Genomic DNA, 16122 nt, shown 5'->3' with positions numbered 1-16122 from the left:
CATGCTAGTACCACCGCCACTGAGCCTGTATATCCATATCCCATGGTGTGTCCAGAAGTGCCCATACTGCGACTTCAACTCCCATGCACTGAAAGCGGATATTCCCGAGCTCGACTACATAGATGCGCTTATCGAAGATCTCGATACTGACTTGGCAAAATACGACTTGGCAAGCCAGAGCCGGGAGCTGCATTCCATCTTCATCGGTGGTGGTACCCCAAGCCTGATCTCCGCACCGGAGATCGGCCGCTTGCTCGACGCCGTCAAACAGCGGATCCCGTTCAGCGACGATATCGAAATCACCATGGAAGCCAACCCGGGGACTGTCGAGGCCGGCCGTTTCAACGCCTACCGCGAAGTTGGCGTCAACCGTATATCAATCGGCATCCAGAGCTTCCAGGACGAAAAACTCAAGCGCCTTGGCCGCATCCACGGTAGCCGCGAAGCTATCACCGCTGCCGGACTGGCCAAAGAAGCAGGGCTTGATAGCTTCAACATCGACCTGATGCACGGCCTGCCGGACCAGAGCATCGACGATGCCCTGTCGGATCTCAAACAGGCAATCGCCCTAGATCCGCCGCACCTGTCTTGGTACCAGCTCACTATCGAGCCAAACACCCTATTTTACTCCAAACCGCCAGTGCTGCCTGATGACGACGATCTGTGGGAGATCTTCGAACAAGGCCATAAAATACTGGCCGAAGCGGGCTACGTCCAATACGAGATCTCCGGCTACAGCAAACCGGGCCGCCAGTGCCGCCATAACCTGAATTACTGGCGTTTCGGGGATTACCTCGGCATCGGTTGCGGTGCCCACGGCAAGCTTAGCTTTGCCGACGGAACTATCACCCGTACCGTCAAGGTCAAGCACCCTCGAGGCTACCTCAATCCGAGCAAGCCATATCTGGATCAGGAAATCCAAGTTGATGCCAGCGAGCGCCCGTTTGAGTTCTTCATGAACCGCTTCCGCCTACTTGAGGCTTGCCCGAAACAAGATTATGTCGAACGTACCGGCTTGCCACTAACAAGCATTGAAGGGCCGATCAATTGGGCGCTTGAGCAGAACTACCTCGAAGACAGAGGTGATGAGTGGCAAATCACCGAGCACGGCAAACTATTCCTCAACGACCTGCTAGCGGCCTTTGTCGACGAAGAGGATGAATAGGGCTACCTCGAATTACTTTTGCCAATAAAGCTTTGGCAATTTAATAGGATAAGATTTCAAAGCTTACCCGCCATGGATGGCGGGTTAGAGCGACAAGGATGTCTTCACTGCGTCTTTGAAATCTTGTCCTGTTGAATTGTATACAGCGCAACTCAATCGAGCGTCACGCTCTGCCAACGCTTGAGGGCGGGGATTTGTGATTGGATTTCGCTTTCTTTAGCCTGGCGCATCGCCACCCGATCACACAGCTCCTGATCGATTAGCTGTGAATGGGATAAGGTGTAAGGTAAGTCATCGAGCATAAGGCGGTGGTAGTCAGCCAGCAATGCTGATTGATCATCACTGAGTTTCACTTTGTGGACACCGAAATAGAGCTGGCCACTAGGCTTAATCTTGAAGCTCTCACCTTCAAATTCCAAGTTCAGCGACCCGTCCTGCATACTCAGGCTATTGTGCCACTCCATCTGGCACACTGGCGCTTCATTGGCCTGCACGCCCAGTGACAAGGCAAACCCAACAGCAGCTAACTTGAACCCACAAACTCGCAACAGCATAAGCCTCTCCCCATAATCGGGGTAGGCCAAGGTTAAAGCGCCTTAGTTACCCCGTTAAAAGATTGAACGGCCGATCCGCTCGGCCAGCAATTCAAGGGCGGCCGTGCCAGCCAGAGAGTTACCCGAAGGATCCAGCTCTGGTGACCATACGGCGATGGTCATCTCACCCGGTACGATAGCGATGATCCCGCCACCGACCCCGGATTTGCCCGGCATACCAACCCGATATGCAAATTCTCCAGCACCGTCATACAACCCGCAGGTCGCCAGCAGTGCATTCATTTGCTTACACTGAGTTTGGGTGATAATTGTTTTTTTTGCGCCCAAAGGAAGCCCTTTATTTGCCAAGTAGCTGAAAGTCTTGGCCAAATCAACACAACTCATTTTCAGCGCGCAATAGCTGAAGTAGTTGGTCAAGACCGGCATTACTTCGTTGTCGAAGTTACCGAATGAGCGCATCAGGTACGCAATCGAGGCATTGCGGTCGCTGTGCTGCATCTCAGAAGAGGCAACAACCTTGTCATAGCAGATATGTGAGTTCTGGGCGAGCTTGCGCACCAGCTCCAGCATCCGGTATTGCGGAGCCGACAGACGGCTGTGCAGCAGATCCGACACTACCAGAGCTCCGGCATTGATAAACGGGTTACGCGGAATACCGTTTTCCAGCTCGAGCTGGATCATCGAGTTAAACGCATGGCCAGACGGCTCCTTCCCAACCCGCTGCCAGATCTCCTCCGGCTGGTACAGGGTCATTGCCAACGTCAAACTCAGCGCCTTGGAGATCGACTGGATCGAGAAACCTTCCTCGCTATCGCCAGCCTGGATAATTTCACCATCGTTGTAACACACAGCAATCCCCAACTTGTTCGACGGAACCTCCGCCAATGCCGGGATATAATCAGCCACCTTTCCTTTGCCGATTAGCGGTCTGACTTCATCTAAAATATCGTTTAGCAATTGCTCTGTTGGTTTCATTACTTATCTCCAAGGATAAAAAAGCCAACACGAGGTTGGCTTTTTTCGAACATCTGGTGCACCCATTGGTGCTTGGCAATACCTTGCCTCAATACGCCTGAAAACTTACTCAGTGCGCTCGTATTTCATGTCCCATACGCCGTGGCCCAAACGGTGGCCGCGAGCTTCGAATTTAGTCAATGGACGATCTTCTGGACGAGGGATGTAAGGACCTTCAGTCGCCGTGTTGCGGTAACCCGGTGCTGCGTCCATTACTTCAACCATATGCTCTGCATAATTTTCCCAGTCTGTCGCCATGTGGAAGATACCACCGATTTTCAGCTTCTTGCGTAGCATCTCTGCAAATGCTGGCTGAACGATACGACGTTTGTGGTGGCGTGCTTTGTGCCATGGGTCTGGGAAGAACAGCTGCACACAGTCAAGGCTGCCGTCCGGGATCATGTGCTCGAACACTTCCACACCGTCATGGCACATAACGCGTAGGTTAGTCAGACCCGCTTCTTCTGCACCCATCAAACAAGCACCCACACCCGGGCTGTGCACTTCAATACCGATGAAGTTCTTCTCTGGTGCGTTCTTTGCCATCTCAACCAGAGAGGCACCCATACCAAAGCCGATTTCCAGCGTTACAGGGCCTTCGTTGTTGAACACTTCTTTCCAGTCCAGCATCTGCTGAGCGAAGTCGATACCCATTGCCGGCCAGTTATTTTCCATGGCCGCTTCTTGGCCCTTGGTCAAACGACCTTCACGACGAACAAAGCTACGTACCTTACGTACCAGTTTGCCGTCTTCGGTAAATTCGTTCAGGGTAACCTCACCTGACTTCTTTGAAACTTCGCTCATGCTTACTATCCAAACAAAAAAGAAACGGAACGGCATTATCCAAAGTTACAGCGCAAGTGCAAGTCTATCGATTGCGACGTCCCTAACTTTGTGGTGCAATCAAGGCCAAAAATAAGACAGGCGAAGACGGCTGTCAGTAAAGTGAGCTTGAAACTGTGACCAATACCTTCTCTGATGCCATTTTAGCGTGGTATGACAAATTTGGCCGGAAAACCCTGCCATGGCAGCAACAAAAGACCCCCTACAAGGTTTGGCTGTCAGAAATCATGCTGCAGCAAACCCAAGTCGCCACGGTGATCCCTTACTTCGAGCGCTTTATCGAGCGCTTCCCAACCGTTGCCGATCTTGCTGCTGCCGACCAGGACGAGGTGCTTCATCTCTGGACAGGCCTTGGCTACTACGCTCGTGCCCGTAACCTGCACAAGGCCGCCAAGTTTATTGTCGACCATCATGGCGGCGAATTCCCGACAGATATCGAACAGGTGATTGCCCTACCGGGTATCGGCCGCTCGACTGCTGGTGCCGTCCTGTCACTGTCGCTCAAGCAGCACCACCCAATTCTTGATGGCAACGTAAAGCGGACCTTGGCCCGCTGTTATGCGGTCGAAGGCTGGCCGGGGAAAAAGCCAGTAGAAAACCAACTCTGGGACATTGCCGAAGCCAATACCCCTGCACAGGGAGTAGAGCGCTACAATCAAGCGATGATGGATATGGGAGCGATGATCTGCACCCGCAGCAAACCCAAGTGCGAGCTTTGTCCGATCGCCGAGCAGTGCGAAGCCAAAGCCCAGGGTCGCCAAAGCGACTTCCCAGGTAAGAAGCCCAAGAAAACCCTGCCAGAGAAACAGGCTTGGTTTGCGATCTTCCAGTACGGTGAATATGTCTGGCTGGAAAAGCGTCCGCCAGCTGGGATCTGGGGCGGCTTGTGGTGCTTCCCGCAGCAGGATCAGGCTGATCTTACTCCAGTGATTGAACAGCGGCTGGGCCAGCAGGAAATTATCCGCGAGCAGGAGCAACTGATCGGCTTCCGTCATACATTCAGCCACTACCATCTGGATATTGTCCCGGTAAAGCTGAGCCTGTCGCAGCAACCAGATTGCATCAGCGAAGCTGGCAACGGCCAATGGTACAATCTCAACCAGCCTGCAGAGATCGGTCTGGCTGCGCCTGTACAGCAGATCCTCGAGAGCCTGCGCTACGAGCTGAACAAATAGCAACATTCCCCTAGGTAAACTGGGTGTATCCCCCTGTGACTTCAAGTTAACCGTAACTGGAAGTTACTTGGGTTTTTAAGCATGGTATAACTATACCCAAGCTACCGAATCAACGTTATAACGAAGGAGCTCCCCGATGAGCCGTACAGTATTTTGTGCCCGTCTTAAGAAAGACGCTGAAGGTCTTGATTTCCAACTATACCCGGGTGAACTGGGCAAGCGTATTTTCGACAACATCTCGAAAGAAGCGTGGGCAGAGTGGCAAGGCAAGCAGACTATGCTGATCAACGAGAAAAAACTGAACATGATGGATCCGGAGCACCGCAAGCTACTGGAGACTGAGATGGTGAAATTCTTGTTCGAAGGCCAGGACGTAATCATCGACGGTTACACGCCGCCGAGCGAATAATTCCGCTAATGCTTCCCCTTTGCTTGGTCGTTTATTTCAAGGGAAGCACCTTAGTCATTCATTCAGGCATCTTTTGTAACTGGTTAGAAAACTAGGCAAACGGTGCCTTTTTCATATTTTGGGAACTATGAAATTACACGCGCTGTTTTTGTCCCTGCTCCTGTTGAGCGGCTGTAGCCGGGAGTTTATCGAACAACTCTACGATGTCGACTACACCACCACTAACCGTTTTGCCAACAACCTCGCCCCGCTGCCCGGCCAGTTCACCCAGGATACTGCTGCGCTCGACAGGTTGATGAATTCTTTTAACGGCCAGGTAAAACGCTATTGGGGCGATAACGACTCGCTGGTCGCCAGCAAACGCCAGTATGTAAAATACACCGATGGCTACCAGAGCCGCGCCCATGTTGATTTCGAACGTGGTGTCGTCATTGTCGAAACCGTGGCCAAAACCGAGCCGACCAAGCACCTCAAAGAAGCGATCACCACTACCCTGCTGACGCCGGATAATCCAGGTGGCGTTGACCTCTATTCAGACTCCGCTATTGAGCTGAGCGGCAAACCGTTCCTGTATGGCCAGGTTCTCGATAACGAGGGCAAGCCTATCGAATGGTCGTGGCGTGCCAACCGCTTCGCCGACTACCTGATCGACGGCAAGTTGAAGAAGCGCTCCGAGCGTTTCCACCAGGTTTACTATGTTGAAATCCCTATGGTGGCCGACCACGCCAACAAACGTAGTTACAAGTACGCCAGTATTGTCCGCGACGCCTCACGCCGCTACGGGATTGCCGAGGATCTGATCTATGCCATTATCAAAACCGAGAGCAGCTTCAATCCTTATGCCGTCAGCCATGCCAATGCCTATGGTCTGATGCAGGTGGTGCCAAAGACCGCCGGGGCAGATGTGTTCAAGTTAGTGAAAAACAAACCCGGCATTCCGACTCCTGAGTATCTATTTGATCCAGCTAGGAATATTGATACCGGTACAGCTTACTTCTACATCTTGCGCACCCGCTACCTGAAGGATGTCCGTGATCCATTGTCACTGCACTACAGTATGATCTCTGCATACAACGGCGGAACAGGAGGAGTGCTCAATACCTTCCACAGAACCGACCGCAAACGGGCAATGAACGATCTGAACAGTTTACAGCCAAATCAGGTCTACTGGGCGCTAACCAACAAGCACCGTAATGCCGAGGCACGACGTTATCTAGAGAAGGTGACCGCGTTCCAGAAAGAGTTTAACCAAGGAAAAAATCTCACGCAGTGACAAGGAAATAGTCACAACTGGCATTTCTGGGCAAAAAGCAGGCAACCGAGTGCGACATTGAAATTTTTCTCAAAAAAATGGTTGACGAAAAGAACGAAAAACCGTTTAATAGCGCTCCGTTGCCTCGATAGCTCAGTCGGTAGAGCAGAGGATTGAAAATCCTCGTGTCGGTGGTTCGATTCCGCCTCGAGGCACCATATTCATATTGTGGTGCTTGATAGCAACATGATTTAAAAGATAATTCCCCCTTAGTTCAGTTGGTAGAACGGCGGACTGTTAATCCGTATGTCGCAGGTTCGAGTCCCGCAGGGGGAGCCACTTTTAGTGTGCCGACTTAGCTCAGTAGGTAGAGCAACTGACTTGTAATCAGTAGGTCACCAGTTCGATTCCGGTAGTCGGCACCATTTATTATTCTTACTTCGGTAAGAGAAAGTAGAGACTTACCATCGCTACTTTTGCCTCGATAGCTCAGTCGGTAGAGCAGAGGATTGAAAATCCTCGTGTCGGTGGTTCGATTCCGCCTCGAGGCACCATATTCAATTGTGGTGCTTTAGATAAGCAACATGATGTAAAAAGATAATTCCCCCTTAGTTCAGTTGGTAGAACGGCGGACTGTTAATCCGTATGTCGCAGGTTCGAGTCCCGCAGGGGGAGCCAATTTAGTGTGCCGACTTAGCTCAGTAGGTAGAGCAACTGACTTGTAATCAGTAGGTCACCAGTTCGACTCCGGTAGTCGGCACCATTTATTTTCTTGCATTAGCAAGAATGCAAAGCAGAGTCTTAACCGCTCTTGCTTTTGCCTCGATAGCTCAGTCGGTAGAGCAGAGGATTGAAAATCCTCGTGTCGGTGGTTCGATTCCGCCTCGAGGCACCATATTTTTCCCCCTTAGTTCAGTTGGTAGAACGGCGGACTGTTAATCCGTATGTCGCAGGTTCGAGTCCCGCAGGGGGAGCCACATTAAGAAGCCAAGTCGAAAGACTTGGCTTTTTTCTTATGTAACTGCGACTTACTCGTGCCGAGTAATTGTCTCAGACCTAGTCGGCCACAGCTGGGCGCCCCCGTTGTGTCCCAACAGGGGAGCCACATTAAGAAGCCAAAACTAGGCGTTCCCGTCATTTCACACAGCTTTTCGTATCTACCCTGCTCTCCTTCGCCCCAATCCCAAATCCTTTTTTGGGCTCCCCACCCAACATTGCTGCACCCGATGCAACTTTCCTCCCACCAAGCTTAAACGCTCCCCAACACTGACATTTCAGATTTGTCGCTATCGCTTACCTGGGCAAACCATTGCCATGAGTGTAGGAGGAGCCAGCTACGGTCCTAGCAACGGCTATGGCCCGTAAATAGCCATCTAACCCATACTTCCACGGCCTGTGACATGCAGGCCGTCTGTTTTTTGCTAACTTTAATTACAACAAAATAAAAAAACCAAGGAAGATAAGATGATCACCCTTTACGGCTACCCGCGCACCCGCTCCCTCCGAGTCTCCTGGCTGCTTGAAGAACTTAGCCTCGATTGGCAGTACCGCTTGGTGAATTTTGCCAAGAATGATCATCGCTCCCCCCAATTTCTCGCCCTCAACCCGCAGGGCAAAGTGCCCTGCCTGATTGATGATGACATCACCATCTGTGAGTCCTCGGCGATTTGTCTATATCTTGCCGAAAAATATGGTCACCATTGGCTGCCTGCCCCGGGAACAGCTGAATCCGCCACTCACCATGAATGGATCAGCTATATCATTACCGAGCTGGAGCAACCTTTATGGAGTATGGGCAAGCACCGTTTCGCTCTTCCCGAATCAATCCGCTTACCTGAAATGCTTGCCGTTGCAGCCTGGGAATTCAAAAAAGCACTAAAAGTGGCAGAGAGCCGCCTCAAAGGTGATGAGTATTTGCTCGGCCATTTCCCTACCGTTGCCGATATCTTGCTTGCCCACACCCTGAACTGGGCGGTGAAGTTTGATCAGAAGTTACCGCTAAAACTAGAGAAATACCGCCAATTTGTCAGCCGTCGGCCGGCGCTGTCACGTGCACTAGACCGGGAAAATCGTACCCTTTTAGATGGCGATTAACTTGGCTAAAAGCCGTTTAGCGTTGGCAATAAGTTCAAAAACCGAGCGATCAGAGCAAAAAAGGCAAAGTCAGCGTATTTTTCTAAAAAAACCGTTGACGCAAAGGCCGAAAACCTTTTTAATGCGCCCCGTTGCCTCGATAGCTCAGTCGGTAGAGCAGAGGATTGAAAATCCTCGTGTCGGTGGTTCGATTCCGCCTCGAGGCACCATATTCATATTGTGGTGCTTGATAGCAACATGATTTAAAAGATAATTCCCCCTTAGTTCAGTTGGTAGAACGGCGGACTGTTAATCCGTATGTCGCAGGTTCGAGTCCCGCAGGGGGAGCCACTTTTAGTGTGCCGACTTAGCTCAGTAGGTAGAGCAACTGACTTGTAATCAGTAGGTCACCAGTTCGATTCCGGTAGTCGGCACCATTTATTCCTTACTTCGGTAAGAAGAAGCATTGAGCTTAACTGCTCTGGCTTGTGCCTCGATAGCTCAGTCGGTAGAGCAGAGGATTGAAAATCCTCGTGTCGGTGGTTCGATTCCGCCTCGAGGCACCATATTCAGTTATGGTGCTTGAAATTAGCAACATAGCGTAAAAAGATAATTCCCCCTTAGTTCAGTTGGTAGAACGGCGGACTGTTAATCCGTATGTCGCAGGTTCGAGTCCCGCAGGGGGAGCCACTTTTAGTGTGCCGACTTAGCTCAGTAGGTAGAGCAACTGACTTGTAATCAGTAGGTCACCAGTTCGATTCCGGTAGTCGGCACCATTTATTAACTTACCTCGGTAAGTGCAAGCAGAGTCTTAACCGCTCTTGCTTTGCCTCGATAGCTCAGTCGGTAGAGCAGAGGATTGAAAATCCTCGTGTCGGTGGTTCGATTCCGCCTCGAGGCACCATATTTTTCCCCCTTAGTTCAGTTGGTAGAACGGCGGACTGTTAATCCGTATGTCGCAGGTTCGAGTCCCGCAGGGGGAGCCACTTTTAAATTTAAGCTTTGCAATAAGCTTGAATAATAAGAATAAATTGCCGACTTAGCTCAGTAGGTAGAGCAACTGACTTGTAATCAGTAGGTCACCAGTTCGATTCCGGTAGTCGGCACCATCCTTTGAAACCTCATCTTTGATGAGGTTTTTTTTCGCCTGTCGTTTAGCTCTAGCCTCAAGCACAATAAGCAACCTTGGTCATATTGGGGAAATATTCTCGGTTAGGTAGAATTGCACTCCATTATCAACACGTTGCACGGACGTCATGGCCAGTATCAAACTTTCAGTAGAGCGCTTAACCGAAGGCCTGTATATCAAGCTGCCAGTGCAATGGACTGATCACCCTTTTCTGCTGAACCATTTCAAAATCAAAGATAGCCAACAAATCAGGCTGATAAAAAACCTAGGGATAAAGCACGTTTTTCTGATCCCGGAAAAGAGTGATACCCAGCCCCTTGAGCCTGACAATGCCTTAGAGGCCATCAGCGAGCATGAGAGCCGTTTTCTCGACCAGCAAGCGGAAAAGCTATGGCAAGAAAAACAAGGCCGTATAGAGAAGCTGAAGAACTACAAACGCAAACTGCAACGTTGTGAAAAGAACTTCTCTCGCTCAATGGCACAGCTGCGCTCGATTGTTGGAAAAATAAAGAGCCGCCCGGTAACCGCCGTAAAAGAGGCTGAACTGCTGGTCGAGGAGATGGTCGACGCCCTGTTAGAAACGGACAATGTCGCCCTTCACCTGATGAATGAGGGCAGCGACAATGAAGATATCTACAGCCATTCGCTCAATGTCGCTATCATGTCGATGATGCTGGCCCGCTCCAATGGTATGGATGGGCAGGACATCAAGACTATTGCTATCGGCGCCCTGTTCCATGACATGGGCAAACTCAAGGTACCGACAGCCATTATTCGCAAGACCACGCCGCTCACCGAACCAGAAGAGAACTATTTAAAACTCCACCCAAAATACAGTGTCGATTTGGCAGACTTATCAGACAGCTTTCCCAAGCAAGCTAAACCTATCCTTAGCCAGCACCATGAGCTGCTTGACGGTAGCGGCTACCCCAAACAACTCACAGCAGAGCAAATCGATCCCAAGGCTCAGCTGGTAGCTGTAGTCAATGCCTACGATAATCTCTGCCACCCCCAAGATCCGGCCAAAGCGCGGATCCCCTACAGCGCCCTCTCCTACTTGTTCAAGCACAAGAAAGAGCAATACAACAATGATTATCTGGCGCTACTCATCCGTCTACTTGGTGTCTACCCTCCGGGCAGCGTGGTCCAACTTTCAAACCAACAGCTGGGGCTGGTGATATCGGTCAATTCGGAGAGCCTGCTGACACCCAATATCTTGCTCTACGATCCAACCGTACCTTCAAACGAAGCACCTATCATTGACTTGGAAGAGAGCCACCTGCGCATCGAGCAGGTTATCCATCCAAGCAAGCTGCCGGACAAAGTCCATGCTTACCTCAATCCCCGCAGCCGGATCTCTTTCTACTTCGATCCTGATGACTAGTTTTTCTTGCGAAAATACAAAACGCCCCTGTCACGGAAATCCGTAACAGGGGCGTTTGGGTTTAACAATATCTGCCGTTAGGCTTACCAGCTGAACATCTCTTTGATCCAGCCTGCTGGTTTGCTGCCGTCGCAGTAGCCTTTGACCGAACCGTCCTGATCCCACATTGGTAACGAGTGCTGGCCCGCACAGTCCCTCACCAGGGTACCATTGGGCATCTGGCTGAACTTGGCCGTCGTAAGCTTCTGCGGCCATGGCAGCGCCAATCGCTCGGGCTGACGACGTTTGAGGTAATCACCATACAAACGCAGCGCGCCGGCAGAGCCCGTCAGGTTAACCGGTTTATTGTCATCCCGGCCAACCCAGACGGTCACGACTTCACGGCCATCAGCACCGACATACCAACTATCGCGGTTTTTATCTGTAGTACCTGTTTTACCGGCCAAGGCCGCCCAGCCAAACTGCGGCTGAAGAAAACGTGCTGTACCCTGCGAGACGACATTCTTCATACCGTATGTGGTTAGCCATGCAGCCTGCTCCGGCACCGCCTGGCTGGCCCTTGGCATCCATCGGTAAAGCTGGTTGCCCTGTTGGTCGACAACAGCACTTAAAGCCGTCAGATCGGCCTTGAGCCCACCGCTGGCAACCGACTGGTACATCTGGGTCACTTCAAATGGTGTCAGGGTGAAAGCGCCCAACAGGATAGAAGGCAGTTTAGGTACTTCGCCACGATCCCCCCCTAGATCGACCATGGTATCAATCACCTCGTTAAGCCCTACCTGCATACCCAAGTTAACCGTTGGGACGTTGAGCGACTTGGCCAGCGCGTAATAGAGTGGCACTTCCCCCCGGAACTTGCGATCGTAGTTACGTGGCTGCCAGTTTTTCCCTTTGCTGCCACTGAGCATGATTGGCTTATCTTCAACCGTAGTGGCCAGAGAAAAGGTCTCTGGGTGGCGCAATGCTGCCAGATACACCGCCGGTTTGACCAACGAGCCGATCTGTCGGCTGGCATCCAGTGCCCGGTTGAAACCGGCATAGCCCGGATTGCTGCCACCAATCATCGCCCGGATCTCACCCGTTCTGCGATCGGCAGCCACCAAAGCAGTTTCAAGCCCTACACCAGCTTTTTGCTTGAGCTTGGGCACCATGCTGACAACCGCTTCTTCGGCCTCTTTTTGCGACAGAGGATCTAAGGTACTGAAAACCCTCAAACCAACCCCTGGAGTATAGTTATTGCCTACCCGTTGCTGTAATTCACGACGCAACTGTTGGAAATAGGCTGGCTGGCGGCGCGCAATCATTGGCCGGGACTGGATGTCCAACGGCCTCGAGGCGGCCAGCTCGTAATCCGCTCCAGATAGGATCCCGCTATCCATCATCAGTCTCAGTACTAAGTCGCGGCGCTGCTTGGCACGCTCAGGGTTACGCCATGGATTGTAGTAGGATGGACCTTTGGCCATTGCCACCAGCAAGGCCTGTTGATCGATTCTAAGCTCCTGCAGCGGACGGCCGAAATACAACCTGGCACCCAGGCCAAAACCATGAACTTCCTTGCCGCCGTTTTGCCCCAGATAAATCTCATTGAGATAGGCTTCGAGGATCTGATCTTTGCTGTAACGGTAGTCAAGAATAATGGCAATGTAAGCCTCCCTGATCTTTCGCCACAGCGAACGCTCACGGGAGAGGAACATATTCTTGGCAAGCTGTTGGGTCAGGGTACTTCCCCCCTGCACAGTCCTGCCTGCCTTGAGGTTCACCACCATAGCGCGGGCTATCGCCAGAGGCGAGACGCCATCATGATGATAGAAATCCCGGTCTTCGGTAACCAGCAAGGCATCAACCAGCACTTCAGGGAATTGCTCTCGCGGTAGGAACAAACGCTGCTCGCTCTCTCCGGTTTCCAGCATACCCAACATCTTCGGCTCAATTCGCAAATAGCCTAGCTGGCGCTTGGACTCAGCTTCCTGAATACTTTTCAGCTCGCTGCCGTCAAAAGTCAGCATGATATGCCGGGCGCCCTCGAAGCCATCGACAAAATCAAACGGACGGCGGATCAGCTCGATACGGGTCGATGACGAAGAATACTCACCGTTACGCTGCGGAGTTCGTACTTTGTGGTACTGCAAGATATCCAGCTCACGGCGAACTTCCTCCAGGGTGATCGCCTGTCCCGGTTGCAAATCTAGTACCCGGCCATAAACAACCGCAGGCAAATTCCATAGCTGGCCGTCAAAACGGTCACGAACAATATTATCGAGGTATATGCCGACTACCAGCAGGACCGCAAGTACGGCAACTGATAACTTCAGGCCAAAGCCAAGCAGCCACTTGAACCAGCCCGGCAGTCCCTGGCGTTTCCCTTTCGGACTCTTCTTGCGCCCTCGGGTCGATTTGGCCGTGCGCTTCTTGGCTGGTGCCTTGGCCTTACTGGCTGCCGCTGGTTTGCGCTTGCGTACCGGTTTCTTGGTACCGTCCTTGTCCGCAGCGGGCTTTTTGGGTGCCGGCTTTTTCGGAGCCTGCTGTTTAGATGGCTGATTATTAGCGGCCTGTTTTTGAGCTGCCTGCACCACCGAGCGCCTTACTTGCTCTGTCATCATGATCTTCTATTTCTACATGTATTTTTTAGTTTTTTTGGTCGGCTCATGGTTCGCTGGATCATCCGGCCACGGGTGTTTAGGGTAACGCCCTTTCATCTCTTTTTGCACCTCGCGGTAAGATCCCTGCCAAAAAGCCGCCAAGTCGCGAGTGATCTGCAATGGTCTCTGAGCCGGCGACAACAACTCCAGCACCACCGCCACCTTGCCATTGGCAATCATCGGCGAGGCTTTCTCACCAAACATTTCCTGTAATTTCACCGCCAGCACAGGGTACTGCCCGGGCTGGTAGCGAATGGCATAGCGCGAGCCTGTCGGTACACTGTAATGGGTTGGCAGCGCCTGATCGATCTGCTGTTTTTTATCCCAGCCCAAGCGAGTTTCCAGTGCTGCCACCAGATCAATACGTTCAAGAGCCTTAAGGGTTTTCATCCCGTTCATGTAAGGCAACAGCCATTCATCCGCAGCAGCCAGCAAGGCCTCATCATCCATCGCTGGCAAATCCAGCTCAGGTAGCCATTCGGCAGCACAGCGGGCACGATTGAGCAGCCCCTCTGCGGCCTTGCTCCATGGCAAAACACCCAGCCCCTTGCGCTGGACGGCATTGAGCAGGGCTTCGCTGGCCTTGGCCGGATCCGGCTCGCCCATCAACTGACGCTCGATGATCAATTTACCACAGCACAAATGCTTCTCTGCGGTCAGGCGACCTTTCTTGTCATCCCAATCGAGCCATTCACGCCAGACGAAAAGATGCGGCAGTTTGTCTTGCAGTTCCGCGAGTTGGGCTGGCACCGCAGAGAAGATCCGGCTATCCCCCTGGCGGGTCTTGACGATATCGGCCACCACCAGTAACTCTTCATCTGCCAGCGGCTCATCAGGCATCATCATTGCCCCCTGACCATTCGCGAGCTGATAGCGGCTATCTTTACCGCGAGACAAGGCGATACGGTCCGGGAAACCTGCCGCCAGCAAAGGGGCGACCCACTCACCCGCCACTTTGATAGCGGCCTTGTTTGTAACAGGCTTGTTATTGCCCAATTTAGCCAAATGCTGCGACGCCCGCTGCAGGTAAGCCCTGCTCCGTGACTGCTTGCCACTTTCAACCAAGTTGAGCTGGAACTGCAAATCAGGGTTGTTATTGCCTCGAGGCGGCTCTTCAAGCAAGGCAACCAACAGTGCAGCGGTGCTCATCGCCTTCTCACCGTGCTGTTTGGCCAACAATAACATTGCGGCATGACGGGGCTCGACACCGAGTTTTTGTATTTTGCTGCCCATTTCGGTCATCCTGCCGCCCTCATCCATTGCTCCCAGAGCGACCAATAGCGCATGAGCTTGTTTCAAGGCTGGGGCTGGAGGCAGATCCAGCCAATGCAGCTCAGCGGCAGACTGGCAGCCCCATTGGGCCAGTTCCACCGCCAGCGAGGTCAGATCGGCCCGCAGAATCTCTGGCTGAGGCGTGGCAGGCTGACGCGCCAACATCTCTTCGCTGTACAATCGCAGGCAGATCCCCGGCTCCAAGCGGCCGGCACGACCTGCCCGCTGTTCGGCAGATGCGCGGGCAATACGCACCGACTCAAGCCGGCTGATCCCTGTTTTCGGATCCCACTGGGCGATGCGCTCCAAACCACAGTCCACCACCATCCGGATCCCCTCGATGGTCAAACTCGTTTCGGCAATGTTGGTGGCCAACACTACCTTGCGCTTGCCTTTGGGCGCCGGCGTAATGGCTTGCTGTTGCTGGCTGCCGGTAAGCTGGCCATAGAGCGGGCACACCAGCACATCATCACCGAGATGGCCTTCAAGCTGCTCTGCCAGACGACGGATCTCACCGGCTCCCGGCAAAAAGACCAGCATCGAGCCAGACTCCGAAGACAGCAGGGTTGAAATCTCCCTTGCTGTCGCGTCAATAAGGTGGGTATTTTCAGCTAGCTTTTTGTAGCGTAACTCAACCGGGAAGCTACGGCCTTCCGACTCGATATAGCCAGCCTCTGGCAATAGCCCCGTCAGGGCATCTTCATCCAGTGTCGCCGACATCACCAGCAGCTTGAGATCGTCACGCAGCGCTTCTTGCACCTCCAGTGCCAGAGCCAGCGAGGTATCGGCATGAATACTGCGCTCATGGAATTCATCGAAAATTAGCAGATCAATACCGGTCAACTCCGGATCTTGCTGCAGCATCCGGGTCATCACGCCCTCGGTGACAATTTCCAGCTTGGTCTTGCTGCTAACACGAGTCTCCCCTCTCACCCGAAGGCCCACGGTATCCCCCACTTGCTCACCGAGCTGAGATGCCAGGTAGCGGGCAATATTCCTTGCCGCCAGACGGCGGGGCTCCAGCATCACTATCTTGCCGGCTACTGCCCCCTGCTGAAGCAGCACCAAAGGCAAACGGGTTGATTTACCGGCTCCGGGAGGAGCTTTGAGGATCAGTTGTGCGCGGGCATCAAGTTGGGTCAGCAGTGCTGGAAGCACATCATCAATAGGCAGCTGTGACAATGGGAACACCTTGTGTCATATTCAATTTAGG

11 protein-coding genes and 17 tRNA genes are annotated in these 16122 nt (G+C 52.5%); 23 read left to right on the top strand and 5 right to left on the bottom strand.

Annotated elements, in window-relative coordinates:
- Window position 1: 1 nt before the first annotated feature.
- Complete coding sequence (hemW, locus tag ACXAD4_RS02185) at window positions 2–1165, top strand: radical SAM family heme chaperone HemW (protein WP_475238338.1); 1164 nt, start codon at window positions 2–4, stop codon at window positions 1163–1165.
- 152 nt (window positions 1166–1317) lie between these two features.
- On the opposite strand, the gene ACXAD4_RS02180 is transcribed toward hemW, so the two are convergent.
- The 3 genes from ACXAD4_RS02180 to trmB form a co-directional block, all read right to left on the bottom strand.
- Window positions 1318–1719 carry a hypothetical protein gene (locus ACXAD4_RS02180; RefSeq protein ID WP_475238336.1) on the bottom strand — a complete coding sequence of 134 codons (402 nt, stop codon included), beginning with the start codon at window positions 1717–1719 and terminating at the stop codon, window positions 1318–1320.
- A 54-nt stretch (window positions 1720–1773) separates the two neighbouring features.
- Window positions 1774–2694: a glutaminase B gene (glsB, locus tag ACXAD4_RS02175; RefSeq protein ID WP_475238334.1), complete on the bottom strand. Its 921-nt coding sequence runs from the start codon at window positions 2692–2694 to the stop codon at window positions 1774–1776.
- 105 nt (window positions 2695–2799) lie between these two features.
- Window positions 2800–3537 carry a tRNA (guanosine(46)-N7)-methyltransferase TrmB gene (gene trmB / locus ACXAD4_RS02170; protein ID WP_187464167.1) on the bottom strand — a complete coding sequence of 246 codons (738 nt, stop codon included), beginning with the start codon at window positions 3535–3537 and terminating at the stop codon, window positions 2800–2802.
- Window positions 3538–3692: 155 nt separating this feature from the next.
- Here trmB and mutY point away from each other — a divergent pair, with 155 nt between their 5' ends.
- From mutY to ACXAD4_RS02060, 22 genes are all read left to right on the top strand, one after another.
- Window positions 3693–4751: an A/G-specific adenine glycosylase gene (mutY, locus tag ACXAD4_RS02165; RefSeq protein ID WP_475238330.1), complete on the top strand. Its 1059-nt coding sequence runs from the start codon at window positions 3693–3695 to the stop codon at window positions 4749–4751.
- A gap of 136 nt (window positions 4752–4887) precedes the next feature.
- Window positions 4888–5160 carry an oxidative damage protection protein gene (locus ACXAD4_RS02160; RefSeq protein WP_039459659.1) on the top strand — a complete coding sequence of 91 codons (273 nt, stop codon included), beginning with the start codon at window positions 4888–4890 and terminating at the stop codon, window positions 5158–5160.
- A 127-nt stretch (window positions 5161–5287) separates the two neighbouring features.
- Window positions 5288–6433 (top strand): membrane-bound lytic murein transglycosylase MltC, encoded by a 1146-nt coding sequence (gene mltC / locus ACXAD4_RS02155; RefSeq protein ID WP_475238327.1) that lies wholly within the window; start codon window positions 5288–5290, stop codon window positions 6431–6433.
- Window positions 6434–6554: 121 nt separating this feature from the next.
- Window positions 6555–6630: transfer RNA gene (locus ACXAD4_RS02150), tRNA-Phe, on the top strand.
- A gap of 45 nt (window positions 6631–6675) precedes the next feature.
- Window positions 6676–6751 (top strand) — tRNA-Asn (locus ACXAD4_RS02145).
- A gap of 10 nt (window positions 6752–6761) precedes the next feature.
- Window positions 6762–6837: transfer RNA gene (locus ACXAD4_RS02140), tRNA-Thr, on the top strand.
- A 53-nt stretch (window positions 6838–6890) separates the two neighbouring features.
- Window positions 6891–6966, top strand: a tRNA-Phe gene (locus ACXAD4_RS02135).
- A gap of 48 nt (window positions 6967–7014) precedes the next feature.
- A tRNA-Asn gene (locus tag ACXAD4_RS02130) sits at window positions 7015–7090 on the top strand.
- 9 nt (window positions 7091–7099) lie between these two features.
- A tRNA-Thr gene (locus ACXAD4_RS02125) sits at window positions 7100–7175 on the top strand.
- A gap of 56 nt (window positions 7176–7231) precedes the next feature.
- A tRNA-Phe gene (locus tag ACXAD4_RS02120) sits at window positions 7232–7307 on the top strand.
- 6 nt (window positions 7308–7313) lie between these two features.
- Window positions 7314–7389: transfer RNA gene (locus ACXAD4_RS02115), tRNA-Asn, on the top strand.
- 487 nt (window positions 7390–7876) lie between these two features.
- Window positions 7877–8506: a glutathione S-transferase family protein gene (locus tag ACXAD4_RS02110; protein ID WP_475238325.1), complete on the top strand. Its 630-nt coding sequence runs from the start codon at window positions 7877–7879 to the stop codon at window positions 8504–8506.
- 133 nt (window positions 8507–8639) lie between these two features.
- Window positions 8640–8715, top strand: a tRNA-Phe gene (locus ACXAD4_RS02105).
- 45 nt (window positions 8716–8760) lie between these two features.
- Window positions 8761–8836: transfer RNA gene (locus ACXAD4_RS02100), tRNA-Asn, on the top strand.
- A gap of 10 nt (window positions 8837–8846) precedes the next feature.
- Window positions 8847–8922: transfer RNA gene (locus ACXAD4_RS02095), tRNA-Thr, on the top strand.
- Between the two features lie 53 nt (window positions 8923–8975).
- A tRNA-Phe gene (locus ACXAD4_RS02090) sits at window positions 8976–9051 on the top strand.
- A gap of 48 nt (window positions 9052–9099) precedes the next feature.
- Window positions 9100–9175, top strand: a tRNA-Asn gene (locus tag ACXAD4_RS02085).
- 10 nt (window positions 9176–9185) lie between these two features.
- A tRNA-Thr gene (locus tag ACXAD4_RS02080) sits at window positions 9186–9261 on the top strand.
- 52 nt (window positions 9262–9313) lie between these two features.
- Window positions 9314–9389: transfer RNA gene (locus ACXAD4_RS02075), tRNA-Phe, on the top strand.
- A gap of 6 nt (window positions 9390–9395) precedes the next feature.
- A tRNA-Asn gene (locus tag ACXAD4_RS02070) sits at window positions 9396–9471 on the top strand.
- 47 nt (window positions 9472–9518) lie between these two features.
- Window positions 9519–9594: transfer RNA gene (locus ACXAD4_RS02065), tRNA-Thr, on the top strand.
- A 147-nt stretch (window positions 9595–9741) separates the two neighbouring features.
- Window positions 9742–10998 (top strand): HD-GYP domain-containing protein, encoded by a 1257-nt coding sequence (locus tag ACXAD4_RS02060; protein ID WP_475238324.1) that lies wholly within the window; start codon window positions 9742–9744, stop codon window positions 10996–10998.
- 83 nt (window positions 10999–11081) lie between these two features.
- Here ACXAD4_RS02060 and mrcB read toward each other — a convergent pair whose 3' ends face one another.
- Complete coding sequence (gene mrcB / locus ACXAD4_RS02055) at window positions 11082–13595, bottom strand: penicillin-binding protein 1B (protein ID WP_475238321.1); 2514 nt, start codon at window positions 13593–13595, stop codon at window positions 11082–11084.
- 15 nt (window positions 13596–13610) lie between these two features.
- Window positions 13611–16091 (bottom strand): ATP-dependent helicase HrpB, encoded by a 2481-nt coding sequence (gene hrpB / locus ACXAD4_RS02050; protein ID WP_475238318.1) that lies wholly within the window; start codon window positions 16089–16091, stop codon window positions 13611–13613.
- Between the last annotated feature and the right edge of the window lie 31 nt (window positions 16092–16122).

Source organism: Photobacterium sp. AWH4_225 (assembly GCF_056158405.1).
This window is presented reverse-complemented; position numbering and strand designations above follow the sequence as displayed.